Source organism: Lysinibacillus sp. KCTC 33748 (genome assembly GCF_002237755.1).
Classification (GTDB): Bacteria; Bacillota; Bacilli; order Bacillales_A; family Planococcaceae; genus Lysinibacillus.
This window is the reverse complement of sequence record NZ_MWSJ01000009.1, coordinates 73027-93512: the sequence shown is the minus strand read 5'-3', so window position 1 is coordinate 93512 and position 20486 is coordinate 73027. Positions and strand designations below refer to the sequence as shown.

Genomic DNA, 20486 nt, shown 5'->3' with positions numbered 1-20486 from the left:
AAAACTAAGAGGTAAGGAATATAGGGGTAGTACGAAACGAACTTTCTGGAAGTGAACTAGAATTTTTGGTTCTTCTCAACAAACAATATTGCTTGCTGTAAAAGTAAACATAAAACCAACTATAAACTTATTTGGAAATATGCTCAGAAAACTATTTATCCAAATTTCTATATTCAATATAGCACACAGACTATTAAAAAACAACATATAAAATCAACTAAAAAAGGGGGAACAGCTACTATGAAAGCAAACTTAAACAAATCAACAGAAGGTGCATTCATCCAATCAGTAGAAGCGTCAATCATTTGGGAGCATATGAACAGAGGAGCTTCATTAACACCAAAGTATGACGGCTTCATTCCGTATTCATTAGAACTTATTAAGCTACGAGAACTGGGGATAAATGAATTTGCAAACCGTAAAAATGATAAAGTTGATATTCAAGAGTTAGATAGGCGGACAATGAAGACAATCCGTAAATTCCATACAGACGATATTATCAATGTTAAGTTTAAAAGCAAAGTAAGTAACGTTAAGACGGTCTTAAAGAAAGTTGAAGATTCTCAAGCTCGTACACTAGAGTCATTTACAAATGAACATGGTGAGAAACCAGACTTTGAAGAACGATTAGCAGTACTGAATGAAAAACTTGATACACGCAATGAAGAAATCGCTCAATTAATCGAAGCTAATAAAGATGCTTGGGAAACTACTTTATCACTACAAGAATTACGTAATGAATTATACGTCAATGGTTTTACATTAACTAACTACAAAGGTGAAAAAGTTAATTACGTTGTATATAAACGTTCTTCTGCTAAGTCTCGTATAGGCTCATGCTTATTCATTCGTGAAGATATAGCAAAAGAAATAACTAATTGGTCAAGAATGGGTATCAACTTTGAAAACGGTGAAGAAATTGACATAGCTTCATTGTCTGCTTATGAGTCACTAGTTACATCTTCACTTAAAGGCACAATCAAGATTAACCCTAAACACATTCTATTGATTGATGATGTTGATTCAGTATTTAACATGTCTGCAATTGAAATTGTTAAAGACGCTGTAGACGGTAGAGTCAAACTTAAATCTCAAGCAAATGAGAACGCAACAATCTCTAACAGTTTGTTTGATGGTTCTGGACTATTAGACTCTCAATATTTCAATGGTCAAGGAATGATGCTATTGCGTCAACACTTCTTTAAATCATGTGTGTTCAATACAAATGTAGTTGATTTCATGAGAGACCAATTCGGCTCAGAGTATGAGACTGCTACTATTAAAGATATGCTAGGTAACAAAGTTAAAGTTAAAGATATACATATGATTATCACACCTTCAAGCTTAAAAGTGTTTAAGTTCAGCAGATTCGTAGGCACTGATAAAGATATGTACAACCATTGGAAGAAAATAATTAAAGCAGAAAAGAATACCTTCGGTGTATGTAAGTCTGAATCCTCAACTAAGCTAGGAAATGATAAAAATGGAATGCCACTTCAACAAATGTCATATCAAATGGTTAATTCATTAGACTTAGATATTAAGGGGGTTCAAGAATTATCAAAATTCGAAGTTGACTATATTAACACAATCAAAAATGATGATGAAGCATTTGCACAACATCTATTAGATACTGCAACAATGACAAACAGCAATGAGATGTTAGCAAACTTATTCTATTATAACAATGATATTGCTAAGACTGAGCTATTTAATACATTCAAAAGAAAGACTATTAATAAATACGTAGCACATATGAAACAAGGTAAAATACGTATCACTGGTGACTACGCTGTACTAATTGGTAATCCGATAGAATTCTTATTCTCTGCAATAGGAAAGTTTGACGTAAACGACAAGAATACACACCACATGAACGGCAATCAAATTTATAATAAGAACTTTAAAAATGGTGAAGAAGTTGTATGCTTCCGTAATCCTCACACATCTGCTAATAACCTACTATATGCAATCAACACTAAAAAACCTCTTATTGACAAATACTTTAATTTCACAAAAAACATTGTCGCTGTAAATGCCATTGAATTTCCTGTTCAAGATATCTTGTCTGGTTGTGACTATGATTCAGATACAATGTTAATCACGAATAATAAAACAATTGTAGAAGTTGCTCGTAATAATGACGCTAAAGTTTGTTTGAATGGTGTTTCAGCTACTTCTAACCGCTATGTATTAGATAGCCTAAATCGTGCTAAAGTTGACAAAACAATCGCTTCGGAGCTTATCGGAATGGTTGTGAACGTAGGACAAACCGCTCAATCGGTTATGTATGATGCAAAGCTTAACGGTCATACAGCGTTATACAAAGAGATGAAAGAAGTCGTTGAAATCATATCAGTATTATCTACAATCGCTATTGATGGCGCTAAAAAAGCCTATGACATTGATGCGGAGAAAGAGCTTGTTCGACTATCTTTGCTAGTTAAATCTCGAATGAAACAAGATGATGAGGGTAAGAATCTTTTCCCTAGCTTCATGAACAACGGAAGGAATCACAAACGTAAATACACTAGCTATAAAACTGCAATGGATTATGTAGTTGACATCTATGACGTTCGTAATCGTGAAACAGCAGAAGAACTAACTACTAAAATCAGACGGGCTAAAGAACTAAAATCATCTGATGTAATTAATATGTTCGAATTAGTAATGCCTTTTGATATTGAAACAGGTGAGATTTTCCACGTTCGCAATGCTAACAATAAACAAGAAAATGAAATTATCTCATTGGTTGACACTTACACAGATAAAATGAAACACTATAGAACTTCTCTATTAAAAGCTAATTCAGAAGATAGGGGAATAATCGCTAAGAAAATTGTGCTTAGTGGGAACATAATTAAAAGCTCTATGAAGAAACGCACAATCAAAACTACTACGATTTTTTCTATTATGTATCATCTATTTGAATCAAATACTATTGAAGACAATCAAATTCAAATTATGAATGCTGTATATCAATCTGAGCCGAAAAAGTTTTTATCAGTTTTTGAGCAAAAATAGTAGAACATTGGCTTAATTGATTAGTCGGAAATGCTTAATATCTAAGGAGATAACGAACAATAATATGTCACTACAAGGATAGAGACATTCAGGTCTTTTCCTTTTTGGCATATTATATTCCTCCTATGTTCTTGTTTTTTGATTTGGACAGCACCTAGACACTGGGACTGTTCTTTTAAGCAACTAAGGAAGTAGTAACACCAAGAATAAAACATGAATGGAGATTATATGAAAACATATAAAGAAAGATGCCAGCTATTGATGGAAATGAGACTAAAGAAGATTAAAGCGAAGGACTTAGCAGAATTACTAGGTTGCTCGAAAAGTTGGATTAGTCAGTATTTCAATAACAAAGTAGACATACCGAAAGAATCAGAGGATAAAATTGTAGCGTATGTTGAATCAAAATAACTAACAAGGGAATTGGCAAGGAGATAATTTTATCGAAGCGACATACCAAATGTTTGAGTTGGTAATGGGTAATGACGATCTTGATGAAATTAGGTTGATTGTCTGTTATTTGAGAAGAGAATAACATGACTGATTATTTATACGTTAATGACATTTTCTCCATATTCACTTACAATTGTAGGTAGATAGGAAGTGTTATGTATGTCAAGTGAAAAAAAACCATTTAAAGAGTGGATTAAGGAAAATGAAAATAAATGGATTATTGGAGGAATAATTACTATATGTTTTGCCATATTAATCCCGATAGCAATTTTCTTTTTTTCAAAATCTAGTTTATCATTTGATTCGTTTGCTAAATTAGGAACTGTCGGAGATTTTTTAGGTGGTTCAACAGTTGGATTTTTATCGTTAGCCAGTATTTTGTTTTTAATCTCTACTATTGTAATGCAGAGAAAGGAACTAGGATTGCAACGAGAAGAACTGCAAATGACAAGAGAAGAACTAGCTAAAGCAAATGAACAATATAGAATAACTAATGATACAATGCTAAAACAACAATTTGAGACGACATTTTTTAATATGATTAATATGCATAATAATTTAGTAAAAGGTTTAACTTTATATGGTACGACTGTAAATGATAAAGATGTGTTTATAAATATTTATGAAGCTATCGAAAATTACTACAAAAAAGAATCTTTAATATCGTGTTTAAAAAAGATGCTATTTAGAGAACAAGATTCCTTAGCTGAACTAGGATCAGATTTTATTAATTTTTATAATAAAGTTAATTATGGTACCTCTGAAATAGATTCAGAGTATGATGTTCAAACTTTTGTGCGTCTTGCAAAAAAGCACCTCAATGGTTCAAGAAATGATGAAATTATGAGGGAAAAAGGAGATATGGCAGTTTTCTATGTTTTTAAATTTAATTATGAAGAATTAGAAAATTATTTGATCAGATTCAATAATGATAATTTTATTAATAGAATACAGAAGCAATTTCTTAATGATGAAGAATATAAAGTTAATGCTATCTATATAGTAGATTATAATTTCAAATTTCCTTTCCATCATTATTTTGAAAGTATTATATCTGTAATAGATTTTCTAGAAGGTAGTAATATAAATGGGGATGAAAAAGATAATTATTTTAGAATCTTTTTTTCGAATTTAACTACATATGAAAAAACAATAATTAATCTTTATACTAAATATAAAGTGGTCGAAGATTTCGAGGTTTATTTTAATAAGTACAATCGATATTTTGAGAAAGATAAAAAGTTTTACAATTCAACACTATACCCTGATTTATAAAGCGTTCTTAATTGAATGCTTTTTTATTTTAAAAACAAATAAAGGTGGATGGAATGTGGTAAGAGAACATACAGTAGAAGCTAAACGATTCTACAATAGTGCAAAGTGGAAGAGAGTACGAAAGAATTATATTGAAAGTCCAGAGATTGCAGGATTGTGTGAACATTGTTTAAAGCAGGGATTATATGAACGAGGATATATCTTAGACCATATTATCGAGATTAATATTGACAATATCAACGACACTAATATCACATTGAATCCTGATAACTTCCAGTTCCTTTGCTTGTCCCATCATAATCGTAAAACGTTTAGCAAGACAGATAAGAGTAGCACACAAGAAGGATATGGCTTTAACTTTAAAGGTGAGTATGTTCCTTTGAGTGAGATAGACTAAATAATAATAGTAGTAACTAAGTTGAATTAGTTTTAAGTTTTATATTGTTTAAAAGTTTGATGAAGGTAGGTGACTGTATGTATGGTTGCCTATCTTTTCTTTTGAATAAAATTAAGATTTAAAATTAGAAAGTAAAATGAATTGTTTATTAATGATTAATATAAATAATTTCAAATTAAAAATAGAATTATAAGAATAAAATTGGAGAATAAATTTGGGAAGAATAAATCCCCCCTTCAAAAAGTTTTTTAGAAGTTGTCTAGAGACCGATGAGAGTCTTCTTTGTGCAACACATGTCCATTTTTTAGACCCCCTCCCCATCATTTTAGACAAGAATAGTCGAATGCAAGCCATATCAAACGAAAGGAGACAGTAGCATTGGCAGTTAAGAAAAAAAAGACGAAAACAGAACGTATTACAGCAGAGAAGAATCGACTTAAGCGTATTTTAAAAGCGGCAGAAGTAGATGATAACAAACTAGAGGCAGTTGAAGGCTTAGTTGAACGTGCATCATTTCTCAAAATACAATGTGAAGAGTTTGAGCGTGACTTACTTGAAAATGGTTATGTAGAAATGTTTACACAAAATCCAGATGGCTCAGGAGCTTATGAGAGAGAGCGTCCAACAGCGAAGTTTTACGCTACAACTGTTAAAGATTACAAAACAACTATGAAACAGATTATTGAAGTATTAGGCACTAAAGCCAATGTTATTAAAGATGATGGCTTCGATGAATGGAATCGAGGAAACTAATCTATGGCTAAGAAAAAGAATGAACCTATCAAAATCAGGTATCCACTAAGTTACAATCCAGTAATAGAATACTATGAAAAGATTGAATCAGGCGAAATACTAGTAAGTGATAAGGTTAAAAAAGTATATAAAGAATTAGTACGTAAAATAAATGACCCTAAAAGTCGTTATGAATATGATGCAAAGAAAGCTAACAAAGCTATCGAGTTTGTAGAAAACTTCTGTAAACACTCAAAAGGTGAGTGGTCAGGTAAGCCAGTAATTCTTGAGTTATGGCAAAAAGCATTATTAGGCGCTACATTCGGAATGGTTGATAAAGAGACAGGCTACAGAATGATTAAAGAGCTTGTATTAATCATCCCACGTAAAGCAGGTAAATCTACTTTAGGTTCAGGAATAGCAAACTATCTATTGATTGCTGATAATGAAGGTGGTTCTGAGGTTTACGCAGTATCGACTAAGAAAGATGCCGCCAAAATCGTTTGGGGCGAATCTGTAAAGATGATTAAGAAGTCTCCTGTACTTTTAAGACGCTTAGAGTGTCGTATTAGTGAAGTTCGCTACCCAATGGGGGAAGGTGTTTATAAACCTCTATCCTCTGATTCTAACTCACTTGATGGTTTAAACGCTCATGGTTCATTCATGGATGAAATTCACGCTTGGAAGGATAAAAACCTTTACGATGTAATTGTTGATTCTATGTCTACACGTAAACAACCTTTAAACTTTATCATGACAACGGCAGGATATGTCCGTAATGGTATTTATGATTTAAAGTACGCTGAGTGTGAAGATATAATCAATGGTTATTCAGATGGTTCTTATACAGATGAATCCGTATTACCAATCATTTATGAATTAGATGGCTCAGAAGAGATTCACGATGAGGAAATGTGGTACAAAGCAAATCCAACATTAGGGACTGTTAAGAGTTTAGATTACATTAGAAAGCGCTACAACAAAGCAATCAACAATCCTGTTAATATGCCAAACTTATTGACTAAGGATTTCAATATCCGACACAGTGGAAATGTTGCATGGTTAACTTATGACCAAGTAAACAATGAAGCTACGTTTGATATTGAACAGCTTAAACCTAAATATGGAATTGGCGGTGTCGATATGTCTCGTACAACAGATTTAACGGCGGCTTGTTTCTTATTTATGATGCCTGACGATGATACGATTTATGTTGAACATATGTATTGGCTTCCAGAGGATGGGTTAGACGAGCGTATTAAAGAAGATAACATGCCTTATGATATGTTTGTACAACAAGGTCATATGCGATTATGTGAGGGTAATATTATCAACCCTACAGACGTTCTGGATTGGTTTAAAGAGGTTCAAGAAGAGTACAAGTGTCATATGTATTACATTGGATATGACCGTTACGAGTCTTCACAGTGGATTGTAGACATGGAACAAGAGTTTGGACGCTCAACAATGATTCCAATTGCTCAAGGAGCGCAAACGTTGAGCATTCCTATGTATAATCTAGGAGCTTTGCTAAAGAAGAAGAGGGTTAACTACAACAACAACCCTATCACTAAATGGTGCTTACATAATACACACGCTAAAGTCGATGACAACGATAATATTAAACCAATCAAAGGTGAAAACAAATCGAAACGTATTGACGGAACAGCGTCTTTGTTAGATGCATTCACAGTATTAGAGAATAATAGGAATGAATATTCAAATCGTATTAGATAACTTAGAAAGTAGGTGAGAATTTGAATTTACTTGGCTTCGGTAAAAGTAAACAAAGTGACATAACGACAAAAAGTCAGAAGGTTAAAATGCTAACTTCTGATGAAAACGACTCTTATTTTAATTGGGACGGTAATATCTATGAAAATGATATCATTCGCTCAGTAATCAGAGCGAAAGCAAAAGCAGTAGCAAAAACTACAGCAGAACATGTTCGTAAATCAGGAGATAGCACAGCAATCAATCCAGATTTCTACATGAAGATGCTTCTAAAACGTCCTAACCCTATCATGGGAATGCAACAGCTATTAGAAAAGACTGTCACACAATTAGAACTAAATAATAACGCTTATATCTTTATCAATCGTGATGATAACGGCTATCCTATTGGATTGTATCCTATCGTTGCTACTAATGTACAAGTCTTAGCAAGTAGTAACGATACGTTTCTACGATTCACAATCAAAAAGAACGGTCAGATTGCTACTTTTAATTATAAGGATGTTATTCATTTGCGTCAAGATTTTAACGACAGCGATATGTTCGGTTCATCTAATGTTGAGGCATTAGCTTCATTAATGCAAGTTGTAAACTCAGTCGATAAAGGAATCATCAAAGCAATCAAAAATTCAAATGTAGTTCAATGGTTGCTAAAGTATCAAGCAAACTTAACAGAAGATGACGTAAAGAAACAAACGAAACGTTTTACAGATTCATTCCTAGATATTGATAGTGAATACGGTGGGGCAGCAGGTATTGACAATAAAGTGGATGCAGAACGAGTAGAGCCTAAATCATATATGCCTGATAAAGAACTCCAAAAGGAAAATGCAAAGCGTATCTATAATTACTTTGGTACTAATGAGAAGATTGTCAGCGCTTCTTTTGATGAAAATGAATGGAATGCTTTCTATGAATCTTCAATTGAGCCTATCTTAATTCAACTATCAGAAGAATTCACTTATAAGCTATTTACACGCAAAGAAATAAGCTATGGAAACGAGATTCGATTCATTTCTAAGAATCTAATGTTTGCAAGTATGACTAGTAAAATCGCATTAGGTGCATTAGCAGATAGAGCTATTCTAAATCCTAATGAGATTCGAGACATTTTAGGCTATGCTCCACACGACAATGGAGATGAGTTCCTACTTCGGAAAGACACAGGAAAAACTACAGATAGAATAAGTTAAAACTCAGAAAGGGGTGAGAATTAATTTTGAAGACGATTAATATTAACGGAATAATTATTTTAAATGACAAAAAAGAAGCCTATGATTTTTATGAAATTGAGTCAACATGTCCTAATGATGTATTAAAACATCTAAACGGAGAAGATGTAAAGGTAATCATAAACAGTCAAGGTGGTTCGATTTTTGCGGGCGCTGAGATTTACACAGCTCTTAGAACATATCAAGGCAAGGTTACTATTGAGATTCACTCATTTGCAGGTTCTAGCGCCTCTATTGTTGCTATGGCAGGTGATGAAGTATATATGTCTCCTATTGCTCAAATGATGATTCACAATGTATCAGTTACTAAAAGTGGAGACTCTCGAGACATGGAGCAAGCAATTGACATCCTTAAAAGTTCAACAGATGCATTAGCAAACGCCTATGTCCTTAAGACAGGTATTAACAAAGAAGAAATTCTAGCAATGATGGACAAAGAAACATGGTTAAACGCAGAGAGAGCTGTTGAATTAGGATTCGCTGATTCTATTATGTTCCAGAAGAGCGCACACAAGCAAAATGCAGTCAACCCTATGTCACTGGTAGCTTCATATAATGCGGAAATGTTACCTCAACAAGCTATTAACAAATTTAATGACATGAAGAACGAAAAGAAATTCAATACGGAAAAAGTCAAACATATGACTCAAATAAATTTACTTAAACTAAAGGAGATTCACTAACAGATGAAAAAAGAAACGTATTTAGAACAACGCAATGCATTAGTAACAGAGGCAGAGGATTTAATTAACAAAGGTAACTTCGAAGACTCTACAGTTAAACAAAATGAAATCAAAGCATTAGATACAAAGTTTGAGAGTGTTACTCGTGAACTTGCAAACTTAAATTCTTTAAAGAACAAGGAACAGTAGAACTAGAGAATAAATCTGTCTCAGCGTCAGGATTATCAAATGTACAAACAATTGAGCAGAACGGAGAACTACAAAACATGAGTAAACAAGAATTACTAGTAAATGCTTTTGCTAAATCAGTAATGGGAACAAAAATGTCAGTAGTAGAGTTGTCTAATGTCACTTATGCAGAAGACAACGGTGTTGTCATCCCTGAGACTACAATGAACGAAATCATCGGTCTTATCGGTGAGCAATATCCATTCTTCGGTGATGCTAAGAAACTTAACATTCGTGGGATCATTCATTTACCAAAACACAAGGCTATCAAATCTGGTGATGCTAAAGGTTACAAAGAGAAAGCAAACACAGTAGGAGAAGAAAATGAAATGGCTCATGTAACTCTTAAAGGAATCGAAGTTTCTAAACTTATCGAAGTATCATTCAAAATCGAAGCAATGTCTATTCCTGCATTCATGGAATACCTTAAAGGCGAATTAGTTGACCGTATTGGTGCTTTCGTTGGTCAATCTGTATTTATCGGCGATGCTTCTACAGATGAAGAATTAGAAGGTGTTGTAAAAGTATTAGAAACAGCAGGTCAAGCAGTTAGATATCAGGCAAGCGGAGATATTTCTTATGAAACATTAACAGGGGCAATGGCTAGACTTGCTTCGCAGTTCCAACAAGGTGCAAGTTTCTATGCTAATAACGCAACAATTTGGAATAAGCTTGCGAACGTTCTAGACAAAAAGGGACGTCCCATCTTTATTTCAGATGAAACAGCTGGAGGCGTAGGACGTGTATTTAGTTTACCTGTAAAAACTGATGGCGGTTGTCCAGATGGTGTTATTGTTATCGGTAAACCATCTGTTGGTTACGCTGTAAACACACAAAAGACTATCTCTGTAGAAACAGACAAAAATCTTAAAGCTCGTACAACTGAGTTCTTAGGACACACTATCCTAGATGGTAAAGTTACACGAGAAGATGCATTTGTTGCTATCGTTCCAGAGGCTTAATAATAAAACAAAAAGGAGATGCAATAATTGAAACATTTAGTAACTAAATTCTTCAAAGACAAGGTGACTGGGAACATGATGATTCCTAGTCATTATTTTGTTTGTGAAGATTATGAGCGTATTCAATATTTAGCTTCTCTAGGTTTAATTATTCCTCATTCTAATATAGAGCAATTGAATAAAAAAACTAAAGAAGAAGCAGAAGAAGAAACAAAAGAAGAAGTAAAAAAAACTTCTCAACGTAATACACGAGCTAAGAAAACGAGTGATGCTTAATGCTTGAAAAAGTTAAATTCGCATTACGAATTCAAAATACAATGTTCGATGGTGAAGTTCAAGACATCATTGATGCATGTTTATTGGATTTAGAACTATCTGGTGTAAACATAACAAGTAAAACAGAAGACGATAGGCTAATTACTCGCTCAATTGTTTTATATGCTAAATCTGAATTTGGTTTAGCTAACACAGATAGCGAGAAGTACAAACTATCATATGAAGCACTCAAAAGACATCTGACATTAAGTGAGGAATACACAAAATGATGTATAACGAAGTTATCAAACTAGTTGGCTACACAATTGAAAAAGATGAAATGTTGCAAGAAATCAAGACTGAATATAAACGTGAATTATTCTGTGAAAGAAAAAGTGTAGGACGATATGAGTTTTTTATCGCAGGACAGCAAGGAACAAAACCTGAATATGTATTCGTGGTTCGTTTAGCTGATTATGAAAATGAAGATACATTAATCTACAAAGGTAATAAATATTCAATCTATCGCTCCTATGATAAAGGTGAATTCATTGAATTATATACACAGCGTAAAGTAGGTAAGATTGTATGACGAGTATAGATAACTTTGCTAAAGAACTTGTAAAAGAGTTACAGAGATTTTCAAACTATGTAGCAGAAGAAGTGGAAGCAAGTGCTAAGAAAGTATCTAAGCAAGCTGTACAACAACTTAAAGCTAGTTCTCCAACAGGAGACTATGCAGGCAGTGGTAGTTATGCTAAAGGTTGGCGAGTTAAAAAGGTGGGCAACAACTATACAATTCACAACGCTACAAATTATCAACTTACGCATTTATTAGAGAATGGTCACGTAAATAGAGACGGCTTAAGAACCCCTGCACACCCTCATATTGAAAAGATTGAGAAGCAAGCAATAAGAGACTTTGAAAGGGAATTAAATAGCCTATGATTACGCTTAAAGAATTACCTAAGCTATTACAACAAGTTGGTGTTCCAGTAGCCTACAGTCATTTCATCCACAATGAAAATTCTCCTGCTCCTCAACCCCCATTTATGGTTTATCTCGAAGAAACTTCAGGTAATTTCGGTGCTGATAATAGAGTTTGGAAAAAGGTTTTAACTTATCGTATTGAAGTTTACACAGATAAAAAGGATTTAAAACTTGAACAAAAGATAGAAGATTTATTAGATGCTAATAGCGTCTTTTATGATACAGATGAACTGTTTATTACGGCTCAAGACTTGTATCAAAAATTCTATACAATACAAATATTAAAATGAAACGGAGTTTATTTAATCTATGGGTAAAAATACAGTAGTATTCGGTTTAACAAACGTTCACTACGCTACTTACGAACGTGAAACAAATGGTTCTTACAAATATAATACACCAGTGCGAGTTGAAGGTGCGGTTTCATTAGCACTTAACCCAGTTGGTGACGAAGGAAAATTCTATGCTGATAACGGTGTCCACTTCTCTCGTTTTGCTAACAACGGCTACGAAGGTGCATTAAATATTGCAATGATTACAGACAAGCTACGTACAGAAGTATTAGGTGAGAAAATGGTAAACGGTGGTTTCTTAGAAACTTCTGACGCTCGCCCTAAAGATGTAGCTCTAATGTTTGAAGTAGACGGTGACGAACAAGCAACACGCTTTGTATATTACAACTGTTCTATCGCTCGTCCTTCTCAAACAGCTAACACAGTTGCAGAATCGATCGAAATCGAAGGTCAAGAGCTATCATTTACAGCAAAACCACGACTTAACGACAAAGCTATTCGTTGGAACACAGGTGAAGCTACACCAGAAGAAATGTACAATGACTTCTTCAAGGCAGTTGTAGAGCCAGTAGACGTACCAGTGCAACCTTAATAGACAACAGAAAGAGGAATAAATCCCGATGGCAGAAAAAGTTATTACAATTAATGATAAAGAAGTAGTGTTCAAGATTACAGGACAAACACCTTTAATGTATCGTTCAATGTTCGCAGGTGCAGATTTCTTAAAGGATTTCATGAACTTAGAAAAGTCTCAATCAGCAGGCATAGCGTTCGAGTCAATCGAGTTCTATCAAATGGTTTACTGTTTAGCAAAGAAAGGCAATCCAGAAATCCCAGATATGGACGCTTGGTTGGATTCATTCGATGAAGGTTTTCCAATCATGGATATCTTCCCTGAAATCTTGCCACTAATTCAAGCAAACTTCTCAGTTGCTCCTAAAAAAAAGCCAACACGAAGCAAGAAGTAAATGAAGACCCTTCTACAGCTATCTATCTATTAATGGCTAAAGAATCTAAGTTGTCTTTTGGTGAAATGGATTTAATGTCTATAGGTATGGTATTAGAACATATAGAGTTGTATTTTGAAATGAAACATCCAAAAGATGATAATGGTAAAGGTACAGTAAGAAAAGCAACTCAAGCAGATATAAACGCATTGAAAATATAAAACTACTGGGGAATTGCCAATATTGGTAGTTCCCTTTTTTTATTACATAGAAGATTCATTTGTGATTTTCTATGATTCAAATTATAGAAAGGAGCAAATATATTTAATGGCAGGTAAAGGAATCAAGGGTATTACTTTTGATATTGGTGGTGACACTAGGGGACTAGATAAAGCTCTACAGAATGTCGAGAAAGAAGCTGTAAAGACCCAGAAAGAATTAAAAGAAGTTGAGAAAGCCTCCAAAATTGACCCTTCTTCTACCGAACTATACGCACAGAAACAGCAACTACTACAAAAGCAAGTGTCCAATACAGCAGATAAATTAGATGTATTGAAAAAGGCTCAATCACAAGTAGAAGAACAATTTAAGAATGGCAAGATTGGCGAAGAACAATACAGAGCATTTCAACGTGAATTAGTTATGACCGAACAAGGATTAAAATCCTATCAAGGTCAAATAGATAAGACTCGTGCAGAACATCATGCATTAGCTGAATCAACAAAGAATATGAAGACGTTCTTTGAAGCTACTGGAACTTCTGTAAATACTTTCTCAGACGTTTTAGGAACTAAGTTGACAAATGCTATTAAAGAAGGTAAGGCAAGCTCACAGCAACTAGAACAAGCCTTAGAGAAGATGGGTAAAACTGCTTTAGGTTCTAGTGCTGACTTTGAGAAGATGAAACATGCTCTTGCTAATGTTGACCAGAAAGGGCTTAAACAAGTCCAAAAGGAATTAGCACAAGTTTCTAAAGAAGCTAAAGAAGCAGGAGATGAAGTAAACGGATTCGGTAATAAATTATCAGCAGTTGCAGGCGGATTGGTTGCAGGTGGTGGATTAGCGGCTATAATCGGTGAAGCATTAGACGTGTCTTCTCTTAATACTGACATAGAACTTTCTATGGGTATTAAAGGTGGAGATGTTGAAGTTGTACGTAGCTCAATCAATAGTGTAGTTGCCGCAATAGGTGACGAAGAAGCCGCATACGAAGGTGTTAGACGACAATTCACACTTAATAAGAATGCATCTGTTGAAACCAATCAGGAGATTATCAAAGGTGCTTCTATGATTTCTAGAGCGTACAAAGAAGTTGACTTTAAGGAGCTAATTCAGGAATCACATGAAATTGGTAAAGAGCTTGGTATTACTCAACAAGAAGCATTGGGTTTAACTAATCAACTACTATCAGTTGGATTCCCCTCAGAGCAATTAGATATTATCTCTGAGTACGGCTCACAACTTAAAATGGCAGGATTCTCAGCAGAAGAAGTTCAAGCTATTATGGCGGCAGGTGTAGAAACAGGAACATGGAACATTGATATCCTCATGGATGGATTGAAGGAAGGTCGTATTGTTGCGGCTGAATTTGGTCAAGGTGTAGACAAAGCCATGAAGGAATCTCTTGAGGGTACTAATATTTCAGCAGAAGCATTAGAGAAGTGGGGTCAAGCAGTAGCCAAAGGTGGAGACGATGGGGCGAAAGCATTGGTCGAAATGAATGCCGCCTTAATGGGGATAGAAGACGAAACTAAACGCAATGAAATTGGTGTTAAACTCTACGGCACACTTTGGGAAGAGCAAGGCAAGAAGATTTCAGACTCATTACAAAACATGGGCAAACACATGAAAACTACTGGTGAAATGACTGGTAAGTTGAAGGACGACACATCAACGCTTGAAGCAGACCCTGCTTATAGATTAGCAGAAGCTATGAATGATGTAAAAGAGTCTATGGCTCCTGTGTTGGCAGATATCGCAGAAGTAGTAGCCTCTATTGCTGACTGGGTAGCAGAGAATCCTAAATTGGCAGGAACATTAGTTGCAGTTGTTGTGGCAGTCGGTACATTGCTTGGTGCATTTGCGGCTTTCATGCCTGCTATTGGCTCATTAGTTGGGATGTTAGGTGGAGCAAGTGCTACAGCAGGTATATTAGGAACTACATTCACAGTATTAACGGGACCCATTGGTTTAACAATAGCCGCCATTGCCGCAGTAGGTATTGGCTTATTTGCATTGAATAAGCATATGCAACAATCATCATTTGAAGTAGAAGATTGGTCTAATAATGTAAGTGAAGGTACTGCAAAAGCAGTTGGTGCTTATATGGACTTAGATAAGAAAGCAACAGATGCATTCCTACAGTTAAAATGGTCTGGTGAAACTATCACTGGTGAAATGGCTACTAGTTTGATTGAAACTAATAATCAAATGACAGAAGCAATCTTAACTAATATGAGAGAGAAACATAAAACTCAATTAGAAGAACAGACTACTTACTTCGAAGAGTCTAAAGCTCTTTCAGCAACTCGTGAAGCTGAAATATTAGAAGCAACTAAGCAGAAGCAAATAGAAGAACAAACAGCTATTACAGAAGGTCAAGCTAAGATTAATCAAATCTATCAAACTGCATCTAACGAAAAGCGTGGTATTAATCAACAAGAAGCCGCAGAGATAGAAAAGATTCAATTAGGCATGAAAGAAAAGGCTGTACAATATTTGTCTGAGTCAGAGCGTGACCAGAAGGTTATCTTAGAAACTCTCAAACGTGATTCATCACAAATTACTGCACAACAAGCCGCAGACGTAGTTAAGAACTCTAATAAGCAGAAGGATGAAACTATCAAAGACGCAGAAGAGACTTATAAGAAACGTGTTGCCGCTATTACTAAAATGCGAGACGAAGACAAGTCTATTTCAGCACAAGAAGCAGACGCATTAATCAAAGAAGCTGAACGCTCTAAGACAAATACTATTAAGAATGCTAATGAAATGCACCAAAAGGTTGTTTCAGAAGCTAAAGGTCAAGCAAAAGAACACGTAAATGAAGTTAATTGGGAAACAGGAGAAGTTAAAACAAAATGGGAGAAATTCAAAGGTGATATAGGCAAAGTATGGTCTGATATGGGTACGAATTTCAAGAAATCTTTATCCGATATGTGGACAGGAGCTAAGAAGCTTTGGGGTGATATTGAAGGGGTATTTAGTAAATCTCTTGATAAAATCACAGGATTCTTTAAAGGTCTGAAATTTGAGTTTCCTAAACCTAAGATGCCTCCAATGCCTCACTTTAAAATGTCTGGTTCATTCTCATTAAATCCTCCTTCTGTGCCTAAGATTGGTATTGACTGGTATGCAAAAGGCGGTTTAATGACTAAGCCTACAGCATTCGGTATGAACGGCAACAATTTAATGGTTGGTGGTGAAGTTCCGAACGTATCAGAAGCAATTCTACCATTAACACCAAAAGTATTAGCAGGTATCGGCAAGGGTATTGCAGAGCAGATGGGTGGAGGTCAACAGGTAATGTACGTACAGCCTGCACCGGTTTACATGGATGGTGAGAAGGTCGGAGAAATTACATTCGACACAATAAATCAGAGACAATACAAACAAACGAATATATTAGCTTCAACGAAAGGGGTTAACTTATGATAATCCAATTATTAAACGGTAAGAAATTGGATATCGCAGACTACAATTTACAACGTTTATTTCATCGTATCCCTTCTATTTCACTATCTCATTCGATTGAAATGGTGGATGGGAGAGACGGTGGAATCTTTACAGAGAGTCAATTCACTGACAGAGTGATCTCAGTGCAATTGCTATATGAATCAACAGATATCTATGACTTCTATTTACTAAGAGATGAAATCAATGCATTGTTTACACGTAAAGAATCATTCTATATTACTTTTAAGAATGAACCGTATAAACGATATCTAGTTAAATTAAATCAAGGTTTTATGTTAGAGCCTAATCAGCATATGGAAGCATTCGAGTTAGAATTTACTTGTGTAAATATCTTCGGTGAATCCACAGCAACAACTAAACAAATGGTGAAAGAATGGGATAGAAACCAGTGGGCTTGGAATGGTCATATAACATGGGATGATGATATTTCATACTCATTTACAGAGAGTAACTTCACAGTGTTGAATCAAGGTACAGCTCACATTGACCCTAGACAAAGCGAAATTAAGGTTACTGTACAAGGAGATTTCCCAAACGGTCTGACGATTACAAATAATACAACTGGTGATGTATACAAATACACAAAAGTATTAAGTAGCGCAGATACATTAATACTAGACGGAATAAGAACTCTTAAGAATGGCACAAGTGCGTTCAGAGACACAAATAAGAAACTAATCACACTTACACAAGGTAAAAATAGCTTCACAGTAGATGGTGGAACAGTTTCGAATATAGAGTTTGATTTCAGATTCTTGTACCTATAGAAAGGAGAGCGAAATGACAATTATATTAAATAACACTGGTAATCCAATTACTAGAGAAGAACGAATCAAGATTAACGAGAACTGGGATAGAATCATAGGCGGTCTTACAGACTTACAATTCCAGATTAACGTATTAGCAGGCGGTAAAGAGGTAAATGAAATCTTAGAGGCTATTCGTATTGCTACAGAGAATGCTATCAAAGCTACAGAAAATGCAGAAGAAGTAACGGCACTAGCTAACGAAGCAATTGCTAAATCTGAAACTGCTACACAAAATGCTAAAGACGCTACTATGGATGCTCTTAAGGCTAAAGCAGAAGCTGATAAAGCAACAGCAGAAGCAATAGTTAAGATTCAAGAAGTAGCTGTTTTAATCAGTGAGACTAAACAAATCAATTCAACTTCTTTAGCTACAATCAAAGAAATGCAAACTCTTATTACAACTGGTAATACTTTATTCTTAGATTTAACAAACCTTCAAACTCAGCTTAATTCTGAAATTGCAAACTCACAAGTAGCTACAGCTAATGCTAAAGACGCTTATGAGAAAATTAAAGGCTGGGATACTGCTACAGAATGGAAATCTACTGTAACTTATTCTCGTAATAACGTAGTAACTCGTAACGGTAATACGTTCCAATCCAAAGTAAATAATAATACAAACAAACCACCAACAACAACAGATGAAAACTGGATTCTATTAGCTCAACGTGGTGTAGATGGTAAAGGTGCTGTAGGTTCTGTAAATGGTGTACAACCAGATGAAAACGGAAACGTAGAAATTGATACAGGACTATTAAACGCTTATACGAAAGATGATACAGACGGTCTTATTGCTCAAGCAGAGAACAAGTTTACATCTCAAGGCTATACATCTAATGACTTAGTATCTGTAACAGAAGTAGAGTTTAAAGATTCTACTATCTCAGGATTCAAACAAGTTCAAACAATTGACGGTAGTTTCTTACCAGATTCTACAGACTACTTAGGTCAAGTTATTGTAGATATTGATGGTGCAGTTGTAACTAAACACTATCAATTAGTAGATGTAATCTTAGGTGTAACTTTCACACGAGTCATTCGTACAGATGGTGCTAATGTAATTTCTGATAGCGAATGGGTTAAAGGTGGAGGTTCTGGTTCAGGCGGTAAGTTTGTAACTTTACCACTTAAGCTTAAGACTACTGTAAAGAATCAGAAGAATTGGACTATTCCTAATGATTCTCTAGACCTTACTACAGATAGCGTACTAGTATACTTCAACACTGTGTATTTACGTCCAGAAAAATATTCAATCATTGGTTCAGCAGGTACAGGATATAAACTAAGCTTTGATTCACCAGAATCAGAAATTGCAGATAATAACATTGATATTGTTATTTTCAAGAATGTACCAGACCTTAACGGTTTAATTAGTGGTACAGCTTTAGTTGATGGTTCAGTTGGTATGAATAAACTATCTGACGAAGTTAAAACAGCTATCGAGGAAGCAAGTAAAACTAAAGACGCTTGGCAGTTAGGCAAATACAACAATGCATATGTAACTAACTTAGGTAATCGTTCAGTATCTAAAACTCTATGCATCGATGGCATTGGTGGAGGTTGGAACGGTACAGACAACGTTGAAACTCTAAATATCACTATTCCATTTGATGCTCAATTCTCAGGTATTGTTAAGGCAACTTATACATCATTCTGGGGTCATTCTGAATCTCATGGTGGTGCTACTGTAGCTTATCGTGTAGCTAACTATTCAGATAGAGGTGGAGTTAAACAAGCAGATTATATCATTGAAACTATCACAGATTCATTTGCTAAGACTTATGATATCAAGAAACCTATATTCTTAAGCAATGATTTAGTATTACCAATTATGAAAGCACCATTAGGTTCTATGCCATTTATGATTAAGCTAGAAGTAGATGGATATATTGGGGAGAACAAACTATTGTTTGATTCTGTAAATGCTTCTACTTGTGAAGCACAAGATACAGGAAGTCCAACAGGTGGCGGTTATCCTTGGGTAGCTCAAACATCCTCATTCTTAAATAGTACTGGTGGTACTATGACTGGTGATTTAGTTGTTGATAAGAACAATGCATCTATAAGTTTAAAAGGAAGTCGTTCTGATGGTTCTGTAAATGATTTCATCATAAAAAATAAAGCGAACGATACTAACAATTCATCTGGTGTAGATATGCTAGTAAATGGAAATCTTGCAATGGCATTTTACAGTGATAAGAATATTCAATTCAAAGGTCATGACAACGTTTGGACTAGTTTACAAGATTTAAAGCAATCTGTCGTTGATGGGAAAAAGAAAGTAGCATCCGCTATCACGACAAAAGGTGTACCAACAGCTTCGGATGCTACGTTTGATGTTATGGCAAACAATATTAATGCAATAAGTACTGGTAAGAAATACGCAAGTGGTTCGGTAAACTCATCCACTTCACCTAAAGCATTCACACATGCTAATGGTGGTAGCACTTCATCTCAGTATTATGTGTCAATAGACTTACCGTTCAAACCTTCAATCATTAGAGTTAATAGATGGGATAGTAATGGATATGCATGGGATTCATATTATTCATATGGCAGTGATGGAGCATTTGGTATGCACTTAGTAAAATGCGGTCAATATAGAGGCGGTATGGAGAGTGCTTCAACATATAACTACCAAGCTGATATCTTGGAGAATACTACTACTAGATTCAGGGTTAATCTACCTGTTCTCTATAGTGGCAGTCAATATTTTGAAGCTTATTCATTATAATTAGAAAGGAAATGATTTTTTATGTATACACGAGGAAATAGA

At 34.9% G+C, this 20486-nt stretch carries 21 protein-coding genes; all 21 read left to right on the top strand.

Annotated elements, in window-relative coordinates:
• The first annotated feature begins 240 nt into the window (after positions 1-240).
• Complete coding sequence (locus B1B04_RS13205) at positions 241-3024, top strand: hypothetical protein (protein WP_079561912.1); 2784 nt, start codon at positions 241-243, stop codon at positions 3022-3024.
• Between the two features lie 228 nt (positions 3025-3252).
• A complete protein-coding gene (locus B1B04_RS13200; protein WP_079561911.1) occupies positions 3253-3435 on the top strand; it encodes a helix-turn-helix domain-containing protein in 183 nt (60 codons plus the stop codon).
• 201 nt (positions 3436-3636) lie between these two features.
• Positions 3637-4752, top strand: a complete 1116-nt coding sequence (locus tag B1B04_RS13195; RefSeq protein WP_079561910.1) for a putative phage abortive infection protein — start codon at positions 3637-3639, stop codon at positions 4750-4752.
• Positions 4753-4807: 55 nt separating this feature from the next.
• Positions 4808-5149 (top strand): HNH endonuclease, encoded by a 342-nt coding sequence (locus B1B04_RS13190; RefSeq protein WP_079561909.1) that lies wholly within the window; start codon positions 4808-4810, stop codon positions 5147-5149.
• Between the two features lie 378 nt (positions 5150-5527).
• Complete coding sequence (locus tag B1B04_RS13185) at positions 5528-5902, top strand: hypothetical protein (protein ID WP_079561908.1); 375 nt, start codon at positions 5528-5530, stop codon at positions 5900-5902.
• A gap of 3 nt (positions 5903-5905) precedes the next feature.
• Complete coding sequence (locus B1B04_RS13180) at positions 5906-7618, top strand: terminase large subunit (RefSeq protein ID WP_240518295.1); 1713 nt, start codon at positions 5906-5908, stop codon at positions 7616-7618.
• A 20-nt stretch (positions 7619-7638) separates the two neighbouring features.
• On the top strand, positions 7639-8808 hold the full coding sequence (locus B1B04_RS13175; RefSeq protein WP_079561907.1) for a phage portal protein: 1170 nt from the start codon (positions 7639-7641) through the stop codon (positions 8806-8808).
• A gap of 26 nt (positions 8809-8834) precedes the next feature.
• Positions 8835-9530 carry a head maturation protease, ClpP-related gene (locus B1B04_RS13170; RefSeq protein WP_170938978.1) on the top strand — a complete coding sequence of 232 codons (696 nt, stop codon included), beginning with the start codon at positions 8835-8837 and terminating at the stop codon, positions 9528-9530.
• Positions 9531-9533: 3 nt separating this feature from the next.
• Positions 9534-9719, top strand: coding sequence for a hypothetical protein (locus tag B1B04_RS13165; RefSeq protein ID WP_079561905.1), 186 nt, complete (start codon positions 9534-9536; stop codon positions 9717-9719).
• 50 nt (positions 9720-9769) lie between these two features.
• Positions 9770-10720, top strand: coding sequence for a phage major capsid protein (locus tag B1B04_RS13160; protein ID WP_276207759.1), 951 nt, complete (start codon positions 9770-9772; stop codon positions 10718-10720).
• 27 nt (positions 10721-10747) lie between these two features.
• Complete coding sequence (locus tag B1B04_RS13155; protein ID WP_079561903.1) at positions 10748-10996, top strand: hypothetical protein; 249 nt, start codon at positions 10748-10750, stop codon at positions 10994-10996.
• The gene (locus B1B04_RS13150) at positions 10996-11265 is read left to right on the top strand and encodes a phage head-tail connector protein (protein ID WP_079561902.1); all 270 of its coding nucleotides are present in this window, start codon (positions 10996-10998) and stop codon (positions 11263-11265) included. The genes B1B04_RS13155 and B1B04_RS13150 overlap by 1 nt, the downstream gene beginning before the upstream one ends.
• Positions 11262-11567 (top strand): phage head closure protein, encoded by a 306-nt coding sequence (locus B1B04_RS13145; RefSeq protein ID WP_079561901.1) that lies wholly within the window; start codon positions 11262-11264, stop codon positions 11565-11567. Before B1B04_RS13150 ends, B1B04_RS13145 begins: the two co-directional genes overlap by 4 nt.
• Positions 11564-11923, top strand: coding sequence for an HK97 gp10 family phage protein (locus B1B04_RS13140; RefSeq protein WP_094075103.1), 360 nt, complete (start codon positions 11564-11566; stop codon positions 11921-11923). The genes B1B04_RS13145 and B1B04_RS13140 overlap by 4 nt, the downstream gene beginning before the upstream one ends.
• Positions 11920-12255: a hypothetical protein gene (locus B1B04_RS13135; protein ID WP_240518294.1), complete on the top strand. Its 336-nt coding sequence runs from the start codon at positions 11920-11922 to the stop codon at positions 12253-12255. Before B1B04_RS13140 ends, B1B04_RS13135 begins: the two co-directional genes overlap by 4 nt.
• A gap of 19 nt (positions 12256-12274) precedes the next feature.
• Entirely contained in the window at positions 12275-12850 is a 576-nt protein-coding gene (locus B1B04_RS13130) for a major tail protein (protein WP_079561900.1), read from the top strand.
• 28 nt (positions 12851-12878) lie between these two features.
• On the top strand, positions 12879-13226 hold the full coding sequence (locus tag B1B04_RS13125) for a hypothetical protein (protein ID WP_079561899.1): 348 nt from the start codon (positions 12879-12881) through the stop codon (positions 13224-13226).
• Positions 13227-13300: 74 nt separating this feature from the next.
• Positions 13301-13426 (top strand): hypothetical protein, encoded by a 126-nt coding sequence (locus tag B1B04_RS26460; RefSeq protein WP_276207758.1) that lies wholly within the window; start codon positions 13301-13303, stop codon positions 13424-13426.
• 106 nt (positions 13427-13532) lie between these two features.
• A complete protein-coding gene (locus B1B04_RS13120) occupies positions 13533-16859 on the top strand; it encodes a phage tail tape measure protein (RefSeq protein WP_079561898.1) in 3327 nt (1108 codons plus the stop codon).
• Positions 16856-17668, top strand: coding sequence for a distal tail protein Dit (locus B1B04_RS13115; RefSeq protein WP_079561897.1), 813 nt, complete (start codon positions 16856-16858; stop codon positions 17666-17668). The genes B1B04_RS13120 and B1B04_RS13115 overlap by 4 nt, the downstream gene beginning before the upstream one ends.
• Before the next feature lie 13 nt (positions 17669-17681).
• Positions 17682-20444, top strand: a complete 2763-nt coding sequence (locus tag B1B04_RS13110) for a flotillin family protein (RefSeq protein ID WP_079561896.1) — start codon at positions 17682-17684, stop codon at positions 20442-20444.
• Positions 20445-20486: the final 42 nt, after the last annotated feature.